Genomic DNA, 14,599 nt, shown 5'->3' with positions numbered 1-14,599 from the left:
ATTTTGCCGCATCACAGGCGGATAACGGCAATGTCCAGCCGGATTCACCGTGGGTTCGCGGCATTCTTCACATACCTTACCAACAAATTTCGGCGTTCTTCGACGATTTGCAGACCCGGCGAAGGTCACTGCACCTCTTCGGCCAGATCAGCAAGGGCGGGGCCTTGGAGTTGATGCTTGAACTTGTGGCTGGCGTGGAAAATCACCACCCGGCGCGCGGCGATGGGAATGATTTCGCCGGTGCGGGGATTGCGGCCTGGCCGCTGCGCCTTTTCGCGCAACTGGAAATGGCCGAACCCGGAAAGTTTGACATCTTCGCCGCGGCCCAAGGCATCTCGAACGCGGTCGAAAAAGGCATCGACCATGTCTTTCGATTCACGTTTGTTGAGGCCGATACGCTCATAGAGCTGTTCGGCGAGTTCTGCCTTGGTCAGCGTCGGTGTCTGCACCGATTCGATCTGAATGCGTGCCATCTGTGTCCTCCTGTGTGCTGCTTTTGTTATTGTTTCGACCGACTTCAACCCCTGAGTTGTGCCCCGGTTGCTGTCGCCAACTCGGCAACCAACGCCTGACAGGCGGCATCCACCCGCTCGTCAGTCAAGGTTTGCTGGTCTTGCAACTGCAGACGGAAGGCCATGCTTTTCGAGGTCGTGTCTCCGGGCGGGGTGAACAGGTCGAAGAGTCGCACCTCCCGGATGATGCCGCAAACCGGAATGTTCTGGATGGCGGTTTGTACTGCCTGCTGCATCTTCGCATAGCTGACGCCCGAGGGAACCTGAAACGCCAGGTCGCGCTGCACGGCGGGTACGCGGTTGATGGGGGCAAACACGGGCAGTTTCTGGGCCTGCAACAGCCCAGCATCCAGCTCGAAGATCACGGGTGCAAACTGCAGGTGATAGCGCTGCACCCATTGCGGATGCAATTCTCCCACCACGCCCAGGCGCTCACCGCCCAGCCGAACTTCCGCGCTGCGCCCCGGATGCAAGGCGGGATGTTGAACCGGCGTCCATTGCAACTCACCGGATCTGTTGCCCAAACCCTCACACAAGGCCTCGACATCTGCCTTCACATCGTAGAAATCGACCCGCCGTTCCGGCTCGGCCCACTGCACGGGAACCACCGAGCCATAGGCCAGACCCGCCAGGCGCATCGGCTGGCGAATGCCCGCAACCTGCATCGGCCCGTTCTCGGCCTGCGCATCGCGCGCAAACACACGACCGAGTTCAAACAGACGCACCCGTTTAGCACGATGGTTGAGGTTGTCTGCCAGCACCTTGACCAGTGAGCCGATGAGCGTGGAGCGCATCACCGACATCTGTGACGCGATGGGATTGAGCAGGCGGATGGGGTCAGCCTGACCTGCGAAATCCTGCTCCGCTTGCGCATCCACAAAAGAGAAATTGAGGGTCTCTTGATAGCCTAGGGCCGCGGCTTTCAGACGTAGGCTGTGCAAAGTGCGCTGGCCCTCGGGCACCGGCAGCGGATGCAGGCGCGCCACCGGCGCCTGGGTTGGAATGTGCTGATAGCCGTGAATGCGTGCGACTTCTTCGATCAGATCTTCTTCAATCTCCAGATCGAAACGTTCAGCGCCTGGCGTCACGATCCAGGCGGGTTCAGTGCTGTTGCGGTCGAGTTCAGCCTGAAGCCCGAGCCGCGAAAAAATCTCGCCCATGCGGTCTGAGCCGATAGGGATGCCGATGACTTTCTCGCACCGCGCCACCCGCATCCGCACCGGCTTGCGTTGCGGCAGTTGGGTGATCTGATCGTCGGCCGGGCCCGCTTGTCCGCCGCAGATGTCCAGAATCAGCGCGGTGATGGCATCGAGGTGCTCGACGGTGGTCGCATAGTCGACCCCGCGCTCGAAGCGGGCGGCCGCATCGGTAGAAAAGTTCAGACGGCGGGCGCGGCCACGAATGGCGTCCGGCCACCAGAATGCAGCCTCGAGGTAGATGTCCGTAGTGTCCAAGGTGACGGCGGTGGACTCGCCCCCCATGATGCCGGCAAGAGATTCCACGCCGTTTTCGGCGGCAATCACTCCCATGTCGGCGCTCAGCGAGATGGTCTGCCCGTTGAGCAATTCAAGCTGCTCGCCTTCGCGCGCCCAGCGCACGGTCAATCCGCCGCGAATCTTGGCCAGATCGAACACATGGCTCGGGCGGCCCAACTCCAGCATCACATAGTTGGAAATGTCGACCAGAGCCGAAATGCTTCGCTGTCCGCTGCGTTCCAGCCGTGTCTTCATCCATTGCGGTGTTTCGGCCCGAGCATTCACACCGCGGATGATGCGGCCGGAAAACCGCCCGCAGAGATCGGGCGCTTCAATGCTCACCGGCAATCGGTCCGCCAGAGTGGGCGCCACGGTCCTGAACGTCGGTCTGTGGAACACCGCACCCGTGACTGCAGACACCTCACGGGCGACACCGATGATGCTCAGGCAATGCCCCAGATTCGGCGTGAGCTTGATGGTGAACACGGCTTCGTCGAGCGAGAGCCATTCACGCAGATCCGCCCCGGCCTGCGGTGCTCCCTGAAGCGCCAGCAAACCGGCATGATCGGCCGACAGGCCCAGCTCCCGCGCGGAGCACAGCATGCCCTGCGATTCCACACCGCGCATCTTGGCCGGCCCGATCCGGAACGCGCCCTGCCCCTCTTGCTGCGGCGGCAACTCGGCCCCCACCAGCGCACAGGGCGCGGCCATGCCGACGGCCACATTGGGCGCACCGCAGACGATTTGCAGCCATTGAGCCGCGCCGACATCCACCTGGCAAACACGAAGTTTGTCGGCATTGGGATGAGGCTGCACATCACGCACCAGCCCCACCACAACCCCCGAAAAAGCGAGCGCCGCGGCTTGCACTTCCTCCACTTCCAGACCCGCCATGGTCAGGGTATCGGCCAGCGCTTCGGTCGAGAGGTCGGGATTGCAAAACTGGCGCAACCAGGATTCGGGAAACTGCATGATCAGCTCTTTGAAAAGTTCAGCTCAGCGGTCAGGCCGCAAAATAAAAGCGAGGGGTGGCGACTGGGTTAGGCGAACTGCTGGAGAAAGCGCAGATCGTTTTCGTAGAACAGCCGCAGATCCGAGATGCCGTAGCGCAGCATGGTGATGCGATCCAGACCGCTGCCAAAGGCGAAGCCGATGAACCGCTCGGGGTCGAGCCCGAAGTTGCGCACCACCGTGGGATGCACCTGCCCGGAACCTGCAAGCTCCAGCCAGCGGCCTTTGAGCGGCCCGCTCTCGAACATCATGTCGATCTCGGCGGACGGCTCCGTGAAAGGAAAGTACGAGGGGCGAAAGCGCACCAGAATATCGTCGCGCTCGAAGAAGGCCTTGAGAAAACTGGTGAAGGTGCCCTTGAGATCAGCCATCGACACATTCTGGTCGATCCATAGTCCTTCAAATTGATGAAACATCGGAGAATGCGTCGCGTCGCTGTCCACACGATAAGTGCGTCCCGGCGCAATCACCTTGATCGGCGGCATTTCGGCGGCCCCTGCATACCGCTGCACGTGGGCTCGGGCATGGCGAACCTGCATCGGAGAGGTATGCGTTCGCAGCAGCAACGGTTGGCCGTGCACATCCTTGGCGTCGACGTAGAAGGTGTCTTGCATCGAGCGCGCGGGGTGATTCTGTGGCGAATTCAGCGCGGTGAAATTGGTCCAATCGTCTTCGATTTCCGGGCCGTCGGCCACGTCGAAACCCATGGAGCGGAAAATCTGCTCCATCCGCATCCAGCTACGCGTCAGCGGGTGCAAGCCGCCTTGATTTCCCGCGCGCCCCGGCAAGGTCACGTCAATCGCCTGCGCCTGCAGTTGAGCCTGGAGCGCCGCCTGCTCGATCGCCTCGCGCCGCAGTTGCAAAGCCTGCTCAATCGCCTGTTTTGCCAGATTGATCTCAGCGCCCCGGGCCCGCTTTTCCTCGGTCGGGAGAGCCGCCAGGGCTTTCATCTCGATGGTGATCAAGCCGGTCTTTCCCAGATAGCGCGCCTTGGCGTTTTCCAGCGTGGCGGAATCCGTCGCTCGCGAAAACTCGGCGCTGGCTTGATCGATCAGGGTTTGCAAAGGATTCATAGACTAAGTACACCGAAAAAGTGTGAACAGGCATCCCAAGAGACGGCAACCAACCCTTGCGCCCAAGCGCAGCACCGCCAACAAAGAACAAAGGCCTGTGGAAACAGGCCTTTGCACAGCAAGACACGCAACAGAGCAACAAAGCTCCAGGCCCTGCGATCAGGCCATTGCTGCCTTGACCTGAGCGACGATTTTGGCGAACGCTGCTGCGTCGTGCACCGCCATGTCGGCGAGCACCTTGCGGTCAATTTCGATCTGCGCTTTTTTCATGCCATTCATGAACACGCTGTAGGTCATGCCGGACTGGCGTACCGCGGCGTTGATCCGGGTGATCCACAGCGAGCGGAATTCACGCTTCTTGGCACGACGGTCACGGTAGGCATATTGCCCAGCCTTCATCACCGCTTCTTTGGCGATGCGATAGACGTTTTTGCGGCGGCCGCGGAAACCCTTGGCGAGGTCGAGAACTTTTTTGTGACGTGCACGTGCAGTCACACCACGTTTGACGCGAGGCATTTAAGACTCCTTATCCTGATTGATTGTTCGAACTGAGGCGACTGGCGCTTCAGGCGAAAGGCATCATGGCTGCGATCTGCTTCAGATCACTGTCATGCACCCCCGTGGCCCCACGCAAGTGACGCTTGTTCTTGGTGGTTTTCTTGGTCAGGATATGGCGCTTGAACGCTTGGCCACGTTTGACAGTGCCGCCCGGACGCACGCGGAATCGCTTTGCGGCACTCTTTTTGGTCTTCATCTTGGGCATGATTGCTCCATTAAATATGACATATCCGCAGGCGGTCTGACGATGAACCAGACACTTTCAAGCCCACGCACACGAGTTTTGCGGCATTCGCCCCTCTGAGCCAAACACACGCGACTGCAGCTTGCGCTACAGGTTTGTTCACCGCCAAAAAGCAGGAACGCACTTCTCGCCTTCGCTGCACCAGATCCATTTGAACCAGCGCAGCAAAGGCTGTTTATTTTTTCTTCTTCGGCGAGATGACCATGATCATCTGGCGCCCTTCCAGCTTGGGCATCTGCTCAACCTGGCCGACATCTTCGACATCGGCCTTAACGCGCTCCAGCACCCGCATCCCGATGTCCTGGTGGGTAATTTCACGCCCACGGAAACGCAGACTGACCTTGCCTTTATCACCTTCTTCCAAGAAACGGCGGAGGTTACGCAGCTTGATCTGGTAGTCGCCGTCGTCTGTTGCCGGACGGAATTTGACTTCCTTGATCTGGATTTGCTTTTGCTTGGCCCGGGCTTCGTGGTTCTTTTTTTGTTCTTCGTATTTGAACTTGCCGTAATCCATCAAGCGACAGACCGGAGGTGATGCGGTCGGCGCAATTTCCACCAGGTCCACATCATGCTGCTCGGCGAGTCTGAGCGCCTCGGTGAGGGAAACCACCCCGAGCGCCTCGCCGTCAGGTCCGACTAGGCGAAGTTCGGGAAGCGTGATTTCGCGATTCAGACGATGCGCGCGTTTTTCCGGTGTATTACGGCTCTGGAACGTAGCGATGGCTCAAACCTTTCAATTCATTTAGACAAATATGCTGCCCCAGCTGAGTTCTTACTGCTGGGCTGATGCGCGCGACTGCACTTCCTGGGAGAGTTTTTGCGTCAGCGCCTCCAGGGACAGCACCCCGAGGTTGACATTGCCGCGTGCCCGTACCGCGATGGTTCCCGCGTCTCGCTCTTGGTCACCGACCACAAGCAAGTAAGGCACTTTGCTCAATGCATTTTCGCGTATTTTATAGTTGATTTTTTCGTTGCGCAAATCCAACTCGACCCTAAAGCCTTGTTTTGTCAGCGCTTGTGCAACAGATCGTGCGTAATCGGCCTGCGCGTCGGTGATGTTCATCACGACGGCCTGAACCGGCGCGAGCCACAGCGGCATCGCACCGGCATAGTGTTCGATCAGTACACCGATGAAACGCTCCATCGAGCCGACTATCGCCCGGTGCAGCATGACCGGCCGCACCCGCTGCGAATGCTCATCGACATACTCGGCATCCAGCCGCTCAGGCATCATGAAGTCGACCTGCATGGTGCCCACCTGCCAGGCGCGACCGATCGAGTCTTTCATGTGGTATTCGATTTTCGGGCCGTAGAACGCGCCCTCTCCCGGCAACTCCTGCCACGCCACACCGCAAGCCTGCAGCGCAGCGCGCAATGCGGCCTCGGCTTTGTCCCAAACGGCTTCTTCGCCGATGCGCTTTTCTGGGCGCAAGGCAATTTTCAGCGCGATATCGGTAAAGCCGAAGTCGGTGTAGACCTGCATGGCCTGCTGGTGAAAAGCTGTTACCTCGGCCTCGATCTGATCTTCGGTGCAAAAAATATGACCGTCATCCTGCGTGAAACCGCGCACGCGCAGCAGACCGTGCAGCGCACCGGAGGGCTCGTTGCGATGGCATGAGCCAAACTCGCCATAGCGAATGGGCAGATCGCGATAGCTGCGCAGACCTGAATTGAAAATCTGGATATGACCGGGGCAGTTCATCGGCTTGACCGCGAACTGGCGCTTTTCGGACTCGGTGAAGAACATGTTCTCCGAATAGTTGTCCCAGTGACCCGAGCGCTTCCACAAGCTCACATCGAGAATCTGCGGTCCCTTGACTTCTTGGTAGCCGCTATCGCGATAGACCTGCCGCATGTACTGTTCGACAGCCTGCCACAGCGCCCAGCCTTTGGGATGCCAGAAGGCCAGCCCCGGCGCCTCTTCCTGGAAATGGAACAGGTCGAGTTCCTTGCCCAGCTTGCGGTGATCGCGCTTTTCCGCCTCAGCCAATGCATGCAGATAGGCGTCCTGATCTTCTTTCTTGGCCCAGGCGGTGCCGTAAATCCGCTGTAATTGCGCGTTGCGATGGTCGCCGCGCCAATAGGCACCGGCCACCTTCATCAGCTTGAACACCTTTAGCCGCCCGGTCGATGGCACGTGCGGGCCGCGGCAAAGATCGGTGAAAGCCCCTTCGGAATACAGCGACACATCCTCACCCGCAGGAATGCTGGCGATGATTTCGGCTTTGTAATGCTCACCAAGCGACTTGAAATAGTCGACCGCTTCATCACGCGGCAGCACCTTGCGGCGCACTGGCTCATCCTTGCGGGCAAGTTCGGCCATGCGCGCCTCGATCTTTTCGAGATCTTCAGGCGTGAAGGGCCGCTTGTAGGCGAAGTCGTAGTAGAAGCCATTTTCGATCACCGGGCCGATGGTCACTTGCGCGTCGGGATACAGGTCTTTGACGGCGTAGGCCAGAAGGTGAGCCGTCGAATGCCGAATCACTTCCACCCCCTCGGCATCCTTGTCCGTGACGATGGCCACCTCGGCATCTTGCGAAAGGCGGTAGCTGGTATCGACCAGCTTGCCGTCAACTTTTCCGGCCAAGGCCGCCTTGAACAGCCCGGCGCCTATCGACTGCGCCAGTTCGGCGACCATCAGCGGGGCTTCGAAAGCACGTTTGGAACCGTCTGGCAGGGTGATTTGAAACATGATGCGTCTCGCTCAAATAAAAAAGGTGCGGATGGACCGCACCTTGTCATCGCTATGCACGGGCGTGCGGACCTCTGAAACTCAGGGGGTCTGCAAGATAGTTCGAAAAGGCTGCATGGCGTTGTATGAGGAGATTGGAAGAATTTGGTAGGCGGTATTGGAATCGAACCAACGACCTCTTGCATGTCAAGCAAGCGCTCTAACCATCTGAGCTAACCGCCTACGAAGCCCGCAATCTTAGCACGGCTCTTGTGCACCAAATAACAGAGTTATTTTCTGGAAGCTTTCAGCACACCGGGCACGTCGGCAATCAGCTTGAGGGCGCGCTTGAGTTTGGCGCTGTTGGCCAACTGCACGGTGAACCGCATCTGCGCTAGGTCGCCTACTGAGCGGGTGCTCACTGCGATGACGTTGATGCGCTCTTGCGTCAGCACGTCGGAAATATCGCGCAGCAAGCCTTGGCGGTCGTTCGCGCTGACCTCTAGGTCAATCGGGTAGAGCGCGCTGGCATCATCTTGGCCGGCCCAGGTCACGGCAATCACGCGCTCGGGATGCTGTCGCGCGATATTGCGAAAATTCTGGCAATTGGCGCGGTGAACCGTCACGCCTTTCTCACGGGTGACAAAGCCGCCGATGGCGTCGGGCGGGGCCGGTTTGCAGCAAGCCGCAAGCTGCGTGAGCAGCGAGCCCATGCCCACGACCAGCACCTGCCCGCCCTGCTTTTTAGGGGCTGCGCCACCGCTTGAAAAAACCAGTGACTCGTCCACAGCCGAAGTCGCGGGATCGGCGCGCAGGTAGGCCTCGATCTGCCGCTGCGAAAACTCATCTTTGCCGACGCGCTCGAATAGCTCATCGGCAGTGCGAAACCCCAATCCGTCAGCCAGACTCTGCAAATTGAAACTGGTCTTGCCCTCGCGTTGCAGCAGGCGCTCGACCTGCGCTCGGCCCTTGGCAATCGTCTGCTGCTGGGCGAGTTGATTGAACCAGGCGCGCACCTTGGCACGCGCCCGAGGGCTGCGCAAATAGCCCAGCTCGGCATTGAGCCAGTCTCGCGATGGACCGCCCTCTTTCGCTGCGACGATCTCCACCGTCTGCCCACTGCGCAGCGGCGTGGTCAGCGGGATGAGTGCGCCATCGACGCGCGCGCCTCGGCAGCGGTGCCCCAGATCGGTATGCAGCGCATAAGCGAAATCCACTGGCGTGGCGCCTCTGGCCAGCTCGACAATGCGGGCCTGCGGAGTCAGTACGAAGATGCGGTCTTCCGCGTCGGACTCCACGGCGGGGTCGGCGGAGGCGCCCGTCGATGCTGGCGCACTTGCTGCTGACGAACTTGCACCGGCGAGTTCCTGCTGCAGTGCCAGCAGCTGGCGCGCCAAGGCGATGCGCGATTGGTAGTCGCCCGCCTGCGTTTGCCCTAGATAACCCTTGGCGCCCGCCTCTTTGTAGGCCCAGTGCGCCGCGCTGCCCTGCTCGGCGTGCGCATGCATGGCGGCGGTACGAATCTGGATTTCAAAAATCTGACCCGAGTCGGTTCGCACCACGGTGTGCAGCGACTGATAGCCGTTGGGCTTGGGCTTGGCGATGTAGTCGTCGAACTCGCCCGGCAGCGCAGCCCACATGGCGTGCACCACGCTCAAGGCGGCATAGCAGGCGCTGACGTCGCCGACGATGATGCGCAAGGCTCGCAAGTCCATCACCTGCTCGAACTGCAGATGCTTGCCTTGCATCTTGCGCCAGATGCTGTAGATGTGTTTGGGTCGGCCAACCACCTCGGCGGCGATGTGTTGCCGCTGCAATTCCTTCTGCAGCAGGGAGATGGCCGTGCTGATGCCCTGTTCGCGCTCGATGCGCCGCTCGTCCAGTTTGCGGGCGATGTCTTTGTAAACCTCGGGCTGCATTAAACGGAAAGACAGGTCTTCCATCTCCCACTTGACCTGCCAGATGCCCAGACGATTCGCCAGCGGGGCATAGACCTCCATGCTTTCAGCCAGAAATGCCGCGGGCGCGGCTTGCTTGGTGCGGGTGAAATATCGCAGGGACTGCAGCCTTGACGCCAGGCGCAGCAGGGCGACACGCAGATCGCGTGAAAATCCAAGCAGCAGGCGCCGCACCAATTCGGTGTGCCGACGCCGCAGTTCCGCCTCGTCCGGCCCGCCCCGCGCCATGCGGGAGACTTCAACCAGCTTGCGTGTTTCCACCGACAAGGCCGCCAGCGCTTCGCCGAAGTGTTTGCTCAGCTGATCTTGCGGATGCGCCAGTTGGGGCACCACCAGATTGAGGTAGGCCGCGGCCTGGGCGTCGGCATCGGCACCGATTTCGCGCAGGATGGCGCTCACGCCGTCCGCATGCTCCACGGCGGGCTCGCCGGTTTCGAGCACCACGGTATCGATCAGCGCCAGGGCGTAGGCCCGCGCCTGGTCGATCCGTTGGTCTGCGGGCTCCGCCTGGGCGGCGCTACGCACCGTGACGGACTGATTCGGGCTCACGACAGCAAAAAGTCGCGCACGATGCCCACCTGGTCGGGTTGCACCAGCGTCGGCGCGTGCCCCACGCCAGCAAGCTCGACCAGACGCGCCCTGGGGCCGCGCTGCGTCATCGCCAGCGCCGTCTGCACATTGAGAATGTCGGAATCCGCCCCTCTCACAACCAAAGTCGGCGCTGCGATCTGATCGTAGGCCTGCCAAAGGGCGATTTCGCCAGCCGCTACGGCCTGCGCCGTCGCCGCGCTGAACGGCTGAGATAGCGCGGGGTCGTAGTGCAAGCGCCAGCCGTCACCGTCCGGGCGCAACATGGGGCGGGTCAGCGCCATCCATTGCTCCGGGGTGTGGGGGCCAAAGCCCTGCGAAATTTCGCGTAGTGAATCAGCCGCCTGCTCGGGGGTGTCGAAGCGCATTTGCCGTCCGACATAGCTGGCGATGCGCATCAACCCTCGCGAATCGAGCGATGGGCCCACATCGTTGAGCACCAGCCGATCTATCGGGCTGTGCTGCATGCCGGCCAGAGCAATACCAATGAGGCCGCCCAGCGAGGTGCCCACCCAAGACACCCGACGCGCCTTCAAACGGGCCATCAAAGTGACAAGATCGGCAAGGTATTGCGGCACCTGATACAGCGCAGGATTGGTCAACCAGTCCGACTCGCCCCGGCCGGGAAGATCAGGGCACACCACGCGGCGACCCGGTTGCAGCGCCTGCGCCAGCACGTCGAAATCGCGGCCCTGCCGGGTCAGACCATGAACGCAGACGACGACATCATCTTGGTCCGCAGCGCCCCATTCCCAATAGGCCAGGCGATGCAAACCTCCGGGATGCAGGCATTGCACAGAGCAGAGACGAGGCTGATTTTCCACGGCGATCAACTGAGTTTCAGAAGGATCGGCTCATCATACCGATCACCGACCGACTCAGAGAGATCAGTGATGCGATTTGTGCGTGGCGGAGGGCGCCCGCGCATTCATGCCCTGTGTCGCGCCCTGAATCTGCTGCCGCAGAATTTCCCGGTCATGCAAGGTCAACACATGCGGCTTGACGGGGGTGGAGGCAGCTGGGCTGAGAAACTGCGAAGTAGCCAGTCGGCCATCCGCCACCTTGCCGCCCGCTCCTTCGGCCAGGTTGGCCTCCACCGGCCCGGCAATCTGGCGCAGCCGCTGCGGCATCAACGCCGCAGACGCCCCCGCCTGAGCCACCGTGCCGACAAGGCAGGCGCCGATCAGGGAAATCAGGCGTAATCGACGCCAGGATGGACGCAAGATCACAGGCAAGGGCGTATCCAAAGTTTGCAAATGAAATTATCGAATCGAATCGACCCGAATCACCTTGCTCTCGCAGTAAACTCTGTAACAAGCCTTAAGCTGACACATCGCTGCAAGGAAGGTCGGCAGCCTAGTTTGCCTTGTTTTTGCCTTGTTTTCATTCAGGAATGACGCCTCTATGGACCACGAAAAACCGAAGAAGCTGATGGTCGTCGATGACGACGCGCGCATCCGCGACCTGCTGCGTCGCTATCTTTCCCAAGAAGGCTATGAAGTGTTCGTAGCCGAAGATTCCAAGGCGATGTCGCGCATCATGGTGAAGGAGCGCTTCGACCTGATCGTGCTTGATCTGATGCTTCCCGGTGAAGACGGCCTATCCATCTGCAAGCGTCTGCGCGCCTCCAAAGACCAGACCCCGATCATCATGCTGACGGCCAAGGGCGAAGATGTGGATCGCATCATCGGCCTGGAGGTCGGCGCTGACGATTACCTGCCCAAGCCCTTCAACCCCCGAGAACTCCTCGCCCGCATCAGCGCAGTGCTGCGTCGCCAGCCTTCGCCGGAACTGCCCGGCGCGCCCTCGCGCGAAGACGAAACCGTGGTGTTCGGCCCCTTCAGCCTCGATCTGGCCCGGCGCGAACTCAGCAAAAACGGCGAAGTCATCAGCCTGACCACCGGTGAATTCGCCATGCTCAAGGCGCTGGTACGCCACCCCCGCCAACCGCTGTCGCGCGACCGCCTGGCCGAGTTGGCCCGCGGACGCGACTACGAGGCCTTCGACCGCAGCCTTGACGTCGCCATTTCCCGTCTGCGCAAAATCATCGAAACCGACGCAGCGCATCCGCGCTACATCCAGACCGTATGGGGCGTGGGCTATGTCTTCGTCCCCGACAACGCCGAAGGCTGATCCTGACGAAGTCCCTACCCCGCCCGACCAGACGCCGGGGCGTGGCGCGGTCTCGGTCGGCGGCTCTGCGGCTTTCTCTCTCAGTCCATTTTCCCGTATGACGCGCTGGATCAGCGCGCTGTTCGGCCGCCTGTACTGGCGCACTTTTCTGCTCATCGTCCTGCTGGTCAGCGCCAGCCTGGCGACTTGGTTCCAGAGCTTTCGCCTGCTCGAACTCGGCCCCCAGGTCGAGCAGACCTCGCGACAAATCACCAGCCTGATCGATCTCACGCGGCTGGCGCTGATTCACTCCGACCCGCAATACCGGGTTTCGCTGCTCGAAGATCTGGCGAAAAAAGAAGGCATCTACATCTACCCGCGCAGTCCGGGCGATCAGTGGACGCCGATGAATCATTCCGAATTCACCCGGCGGCTTGAAGTCGCGGTGGACACGCGGTTGAACGAACATCTCGATTTTGCTGACGTCGTGAACGACCGCCCTGGCTTGTGGATCGGCTTCGTGCTCGAAGGCGACCCCTACTGGTTGCTGCTCGACCGCTCCCGGATCGATCCCTCGCTGAGTGAGACCTGGGCAAGCTGGGGGGTCATCGCCACCCTGCTGGCGCTCATTGGTGCGGCGGTCATCGCCAGCTTTGTCAACAAGCCGCTGCGCGATCTGCGCCTGGCCACGGCCCGCGTAGGCGCCGGCAATTACTCGCAGATGCTCGACGAGCTGTCGGGCATGCGCGAAATTCGCGAAGTCAACCGAGGTTTCAACCGCATGGCGCGCAGCCTTCAGGAAGTCGAAGAGGAGCGCGCGCTGATGCTCGCCGGCATTTCGCACGACATCCGCACGCCGCTGGCCCGGTTACGGCTGGAAGCCGAGATGAGCGTGCCCGACGAGCAGGCGCGCGAACACATCATCGAAGACATCGAGCAGGCCGACCGCATCATCAGCAAATTTCTTGAATATGCGCGCAGCACCACGCCGAAGATCGAGACGGTGGATCTCAATGCCTTGATCGACTTTGTGCGCGATCGTTATCAGAAAGACGAGACCGTGGTGCTGCATCTGCAGACTCCGCCGGTTCCGCCGGTACGCGCCAACACCCTGGAGCTGCAACGCGTTGTGGTCAATCTGGTGGAAAACGCCAAGCGCTACGCCTTGACGCCGGGTGAAGTGCACACCGATCTCGACATCAGCCTGCAGCCGGGCATCGACCATGTGCAACTCACTGTGCGCGACCACGGCCCGGGCGTCCCGGCCGATCACCTCGCCCAGCTCACCCGTCCGTTCTTTCGCGGCGACGCGGCCAGAACCTCGGCCAAGGGCACGGGCCTGGGTCTTTCCATCGTGGAAAAAACCATCACCGCCATGGGCGGGCGGCTTGAGCTCAGCAATGCTCAGCCTGGCGGTTTGCAGATTCAGATCTGGTTGCCGCAAGCCAGCGCCCATACCAGCTGAGACATCACGATAGACACCACGGGGTATCCCGGGTTGTGCGGCGGTTTGTCGCAGCTTAGCCTCTGAGTTGGATGGGCTGCCCTAAGTCGGCTGCCCCCAACATGGAGGAGAACAGGGATATGACGCCAGAAGAAGCGCAGCATCACCCGCTAGCCGCGGAAACCCGCACCCGTGTGAGCGTGTGCAGTCTGCAATGGAATACGCCTTTTCGCTGGTTGGCCGCCGGTTGGCGTGACTTTACCCGCTGCCCGGTTGTCGGTCTGAGCTACGGGCTCATTTTCACTGCGCTGGGCTGGCTGCTCGCCTGGACGCTGGCGAGTTCGCCCGAATACACCCTGATGCTGGCGGCTGGCCTGCTGCTGGTCGGCCCCGCCCTGGCCATGGGCTTGATGGAAGCCAGCCGCCGCTGCGAGATTAATCTCAAGGCTCGGCTGAACTTCTGTATCCGCTGCTGGTGGCCTCACCGGGGCAGCGTGGCCATTTTCGCCGGGCTGCTGCTGGTCATCGAGTTGCTGTGGGGGCGCACCGCGCTGGTGGTGTTCGCCCTGTTTTTCGATGCGGGCATGCCCGAAACCGGCGGCGTGTTGCGGCTCTTGCTCGACCCTGCCAACGTCACATTCGTCCTGGTTTATCTGGGGGTCGCTCTGCTGTTTGGCGGGCTGGTGTTCGCCATCAGCGTGGTGTCTATCCCCATGATGCTCGACCGGCCCGTGGACGCCATCACCGCGGCGCTGACGAGCCTGCGCGTCTGCCTGGAGCATCCGGTGGCGATGTTCTGCTGGGCGGCGTTGATCGGCAGCATCAGCCTGCTGGCCATGCTGCCCTTTGGCCTGGGTTGGATCATTGTGCTGCCCGTCATTGGCCATGCCAGCTGGCACGCCTACCGGGGCGTCGTCTGCCCCAGTCTGCAACAACCCGCCACAGCCTGATCG

General features: G+C 61.0%; 13 protein-coding genes and 1 tRNA gene. 3 read left to right on the top strand and 11 right to left on the bottom strand.

Annotated features, from left to right (window positions below; translation table 11 throughout):
- Nucleotides 1-125: 125 nt before the first annotated feature.
- The 11 genes from THI_RS07800 to THI_RS07750 all read right to left on the bottom strand — a co-directional run bounded on the left by THI_RS07800 (nucleotide 126) and on the right by THI_RS07750 (nucleotide 11,319).
- Nucleotides 126-473 (bottom strand): integration host factor subunit alpha, encoded by a 348-nt coding sequence (locus THI_RS07800; protein ID WP_013105710.1) that lies wholly within the window; start codon nucleotides 471-473, stop codon nucleotides 126-128.
- A gap of 44 nt (nucleotides 474-517) precedes the next feature.
- Nucleotides 518-2,959: a phenylalanine--tRNA ligase subunit beta gene (gene pheT / locus THI_RS07795; protein ID WP_013105709.1), complete on the bottom strand. Its 2,442-nt coding sequence runs from the start codon at nucleotides 2,957-2,959 to the stop codon at nucleotides 518-520.
- 68 nt (nucleotides 2,960-3,027) lie between these two features.
- Complete coding sequence (pheS, locus tag THI_RS07790; protein ID WP_013105708.1) at nucleotides 3,028-4,071, bottom strand: phenylalanine--tRNA ligase subunit alpha; 1,044 nt, start codon at nucleotides 4,069-4,071, stop codon at nucleotides 3,028-3,030.
- Nucleotides 4,072-4,230: 159 nt separating this feature from the next.
- Nucleotides 4,231-4,587, bottom strand: coding sequence for a 50S ribosomal protein L20 (gene rplT / locus THI_RS07785; protein ID WP_013105707.1), 357 nt, complete (start codon nucleotides 4,585-4,587; stop codon nucleotides 4,231-4,233).
- A 49-nt stretch (nucleotides 4,588-4,636) separates the two neighbouring features.
- Nucleotides 4,637-4,834, bottom strand: a complete 198-nt coding sequence (rpmI, locus tag THI_RS07780; protein ID WP_013105706.1) for a 50S ribosomal protein L35 — start codon at nucleotides 4,832-4,834, stop codon at nucleotides 4,637-4,639.
- Between the two features lie 214 nt (nucleotides 4,835-5,048).
- Nucleotides 5,049-5,594: a translation initiation factor IF-3 gene (gene infC / locus THI_RS07775; protein WP_079668473.1), complete on the bottom strand. Its 546-nt coding sequence runs from the start codon at nucleotides 5,592-5,594 to the stop codon at nucleotides 5,049-5,051.
- Nucleotides 5,595-5,645: 51 nt separating this feature from the next.
- Nucleotides 5,646-7,565, bottom strand: a complete 1,920-nt coding sequence (gene thrS, locus THI_RS07770; protein ID WP_013105703.1) for a threonine--tRNA ligase — start codon at nucleotides 7,563-7,565, stop codon at nucleotides 5,646-5,648.
- Between the two features lie 145 nt (nucleotides 7,566-7,710).
- Nucleotides 7,711-7,787, bottom strand: a tRNA-Val gene (locus tag THI_RS07765).
- A 47-nt stretch (nucleotides 7,788-7,834) separates the two neighbouring features.
- Complete coding sequence (locus THI_RS07760; RefSeq protein ID WP_013105702.1) at nucleotides 7,835-10,051, bottom strand: RelA/SpoT family protein; 2,217 nt, start codon at nucleotides 10,049-10,051, stop codon at nucleotides 7,835-7,837.
- Nucleotides 10,048-10,887, bottom strand: a complete 840-nt coding sequence (locus tag THI_RS07755) for an alpha/beta fold hydrolase (RefSeq protein WP_231836448.1) — start codon at nucleotides 10,885-10,887, stop codon at nucleotides 10,048-10,050. The genes THI_RS07760 and THI_RS07755 overlap by 4 nt, the downstream gene beginning before the upstream one ends.
- Nucleotides 10,888-10,977: 90 nt before the next feature.
- The gene (locus tag THI_RS07750; RefSeq protein ID WP_231836507.1) at nucleotides 10,978-11,319 is read right to left on the bottom strand and encodes a transglutaminase; all 342 of its coding nucleotides are present in this window, start codon (nucleotides 11,317-11,319) and stop codon (nucleotides 10,978-10,980) included.
- A gap of 175 nt (nucleotides 11,320-11,494) precedes the next feature.
- Here THI_RS07750 and ompR point away from each other — a divergent pair, with 175 nt between their 5' ends.
- The 3 genes from ompR (at nucleotide 11,495) to THI_RS07735 (ending at nucleotide 14,596) form a co-directional block, all read left to right on the top strand.
- A complete protein-coding gene (gene ompR, locus THI_RS07745) occupies nucleotides 11,495-12,223 on the top strand; it encodes an osmolarity response regulator transcription factor OmpR (RefSeq protein WP_013105699.1) in 729 nt (242 codons plus the stop codon).
- Between the two features lie 97 nt (nucleotides 12,224-12,320).
- Nucleotides 12,321-13,667: an ATP-binding protein gene (locus THI_RS07740; protein ID WP_013105698.1), complete on the top strand. Its 1,347-nt coding sequence runs from the start codon at nucleotides 12,321-12,323 to the stop codon at nucleotides 13,665-13,667.
- Nucleotides 13,668-13,786: 119 nt separating this feature from the next.
- Nucleotides 13,787-14,596 carry a DUF2189 domain-containing protein gene (locus THI_RS07735; RefSeq protein ID WP_013105697.1) on the top strand — a complete coding sequence of 270 codons (810 nt, stop codon included), beginning with the start codon at nucleotides 13,787-13,789 and terminating at the stop codon, nucleotides 14,594-14,596.
- Nucleotides 14,597-14,599: the final 3 nt, after the last annotated feature.

The sequence above is a fragment of the Thiomonas arsenitoxydans genome, from assembly GCF_000253115.1.
In the GTDB taxonomy this organism is placed as follows: domain Bacteria; phylum Pseudomonadota; class Gammaproteobacteria; order Burkholderiales; family Burkholderiaceae_C; genus Thiomonas; species Thiomonas arsenitoxydans.
This window is presented reverse-complemented; position numbering and strand designations above follow the sequence as displayed.

Bases quoted from the DNA above. Each gene is read 5' to 3' on its own strand.
- rplT (WP_013105707.1), bottom strand. From the start codon at position 4,587: ATGCCTCGCGTCAAACGTGGTGTGACTGCACGTGCACGTCACAAAAAA.
- ompR (WP_013105699.1), top strand. From the start codon at position 11,495: ATGGACCACGAAAAACCGAAGAAGCTGATGGTCGTCGATGACGACGCG.
- THI_RS07735 (WP_013105697.1), top strand. From the start codon at position 13,787: ATGACGCCAGAAGAAGCGCAGCATCACCCGCTAGCCGCGGAAACCCGC.
- THI_RS07800 (WP_013105710.1), bottom strand. From the start codon at position 473: ATGGCACGCATTCAGATCGAATCGGTGCAGACACCGACGCTGACCAAG.
- pheT (WP_013105709.1), bottom strand. From the start codon at position 2,959: ATGCAGTTTCCCGAATCCTGGTTGCGCCAGTTTTGCAATCCCGACCTC.
- thrS (WP_013105703.1), bottom strand. From the start codon at position 7,565: ATGTTTCAAATCACCCTGCCAGACGGTTCCAAACGTGCTTTCGAAGCC.
- pheS (WP_013105708.1), bottom strand. From the start codon at position 4,071: ATGAATCCTTTGCAAACCCTGATCGATCAAGCCAGCGCCGAGTTTTCG.
- rpmI (WP_013105706.1), bottom strand. From the start codon at position 4,834: ATGCCCAAGATGAAGACCAAAAAGAGTGCCGCAAAGCGATTCCGCGTG.
- THI_RS07740 (WP_013105698.1), top strand. From the start codon at position 12,321: ATGACGCGCTGGATCAGCGCGCTGTTCGGCCGCCTGTACTGGCGCACT.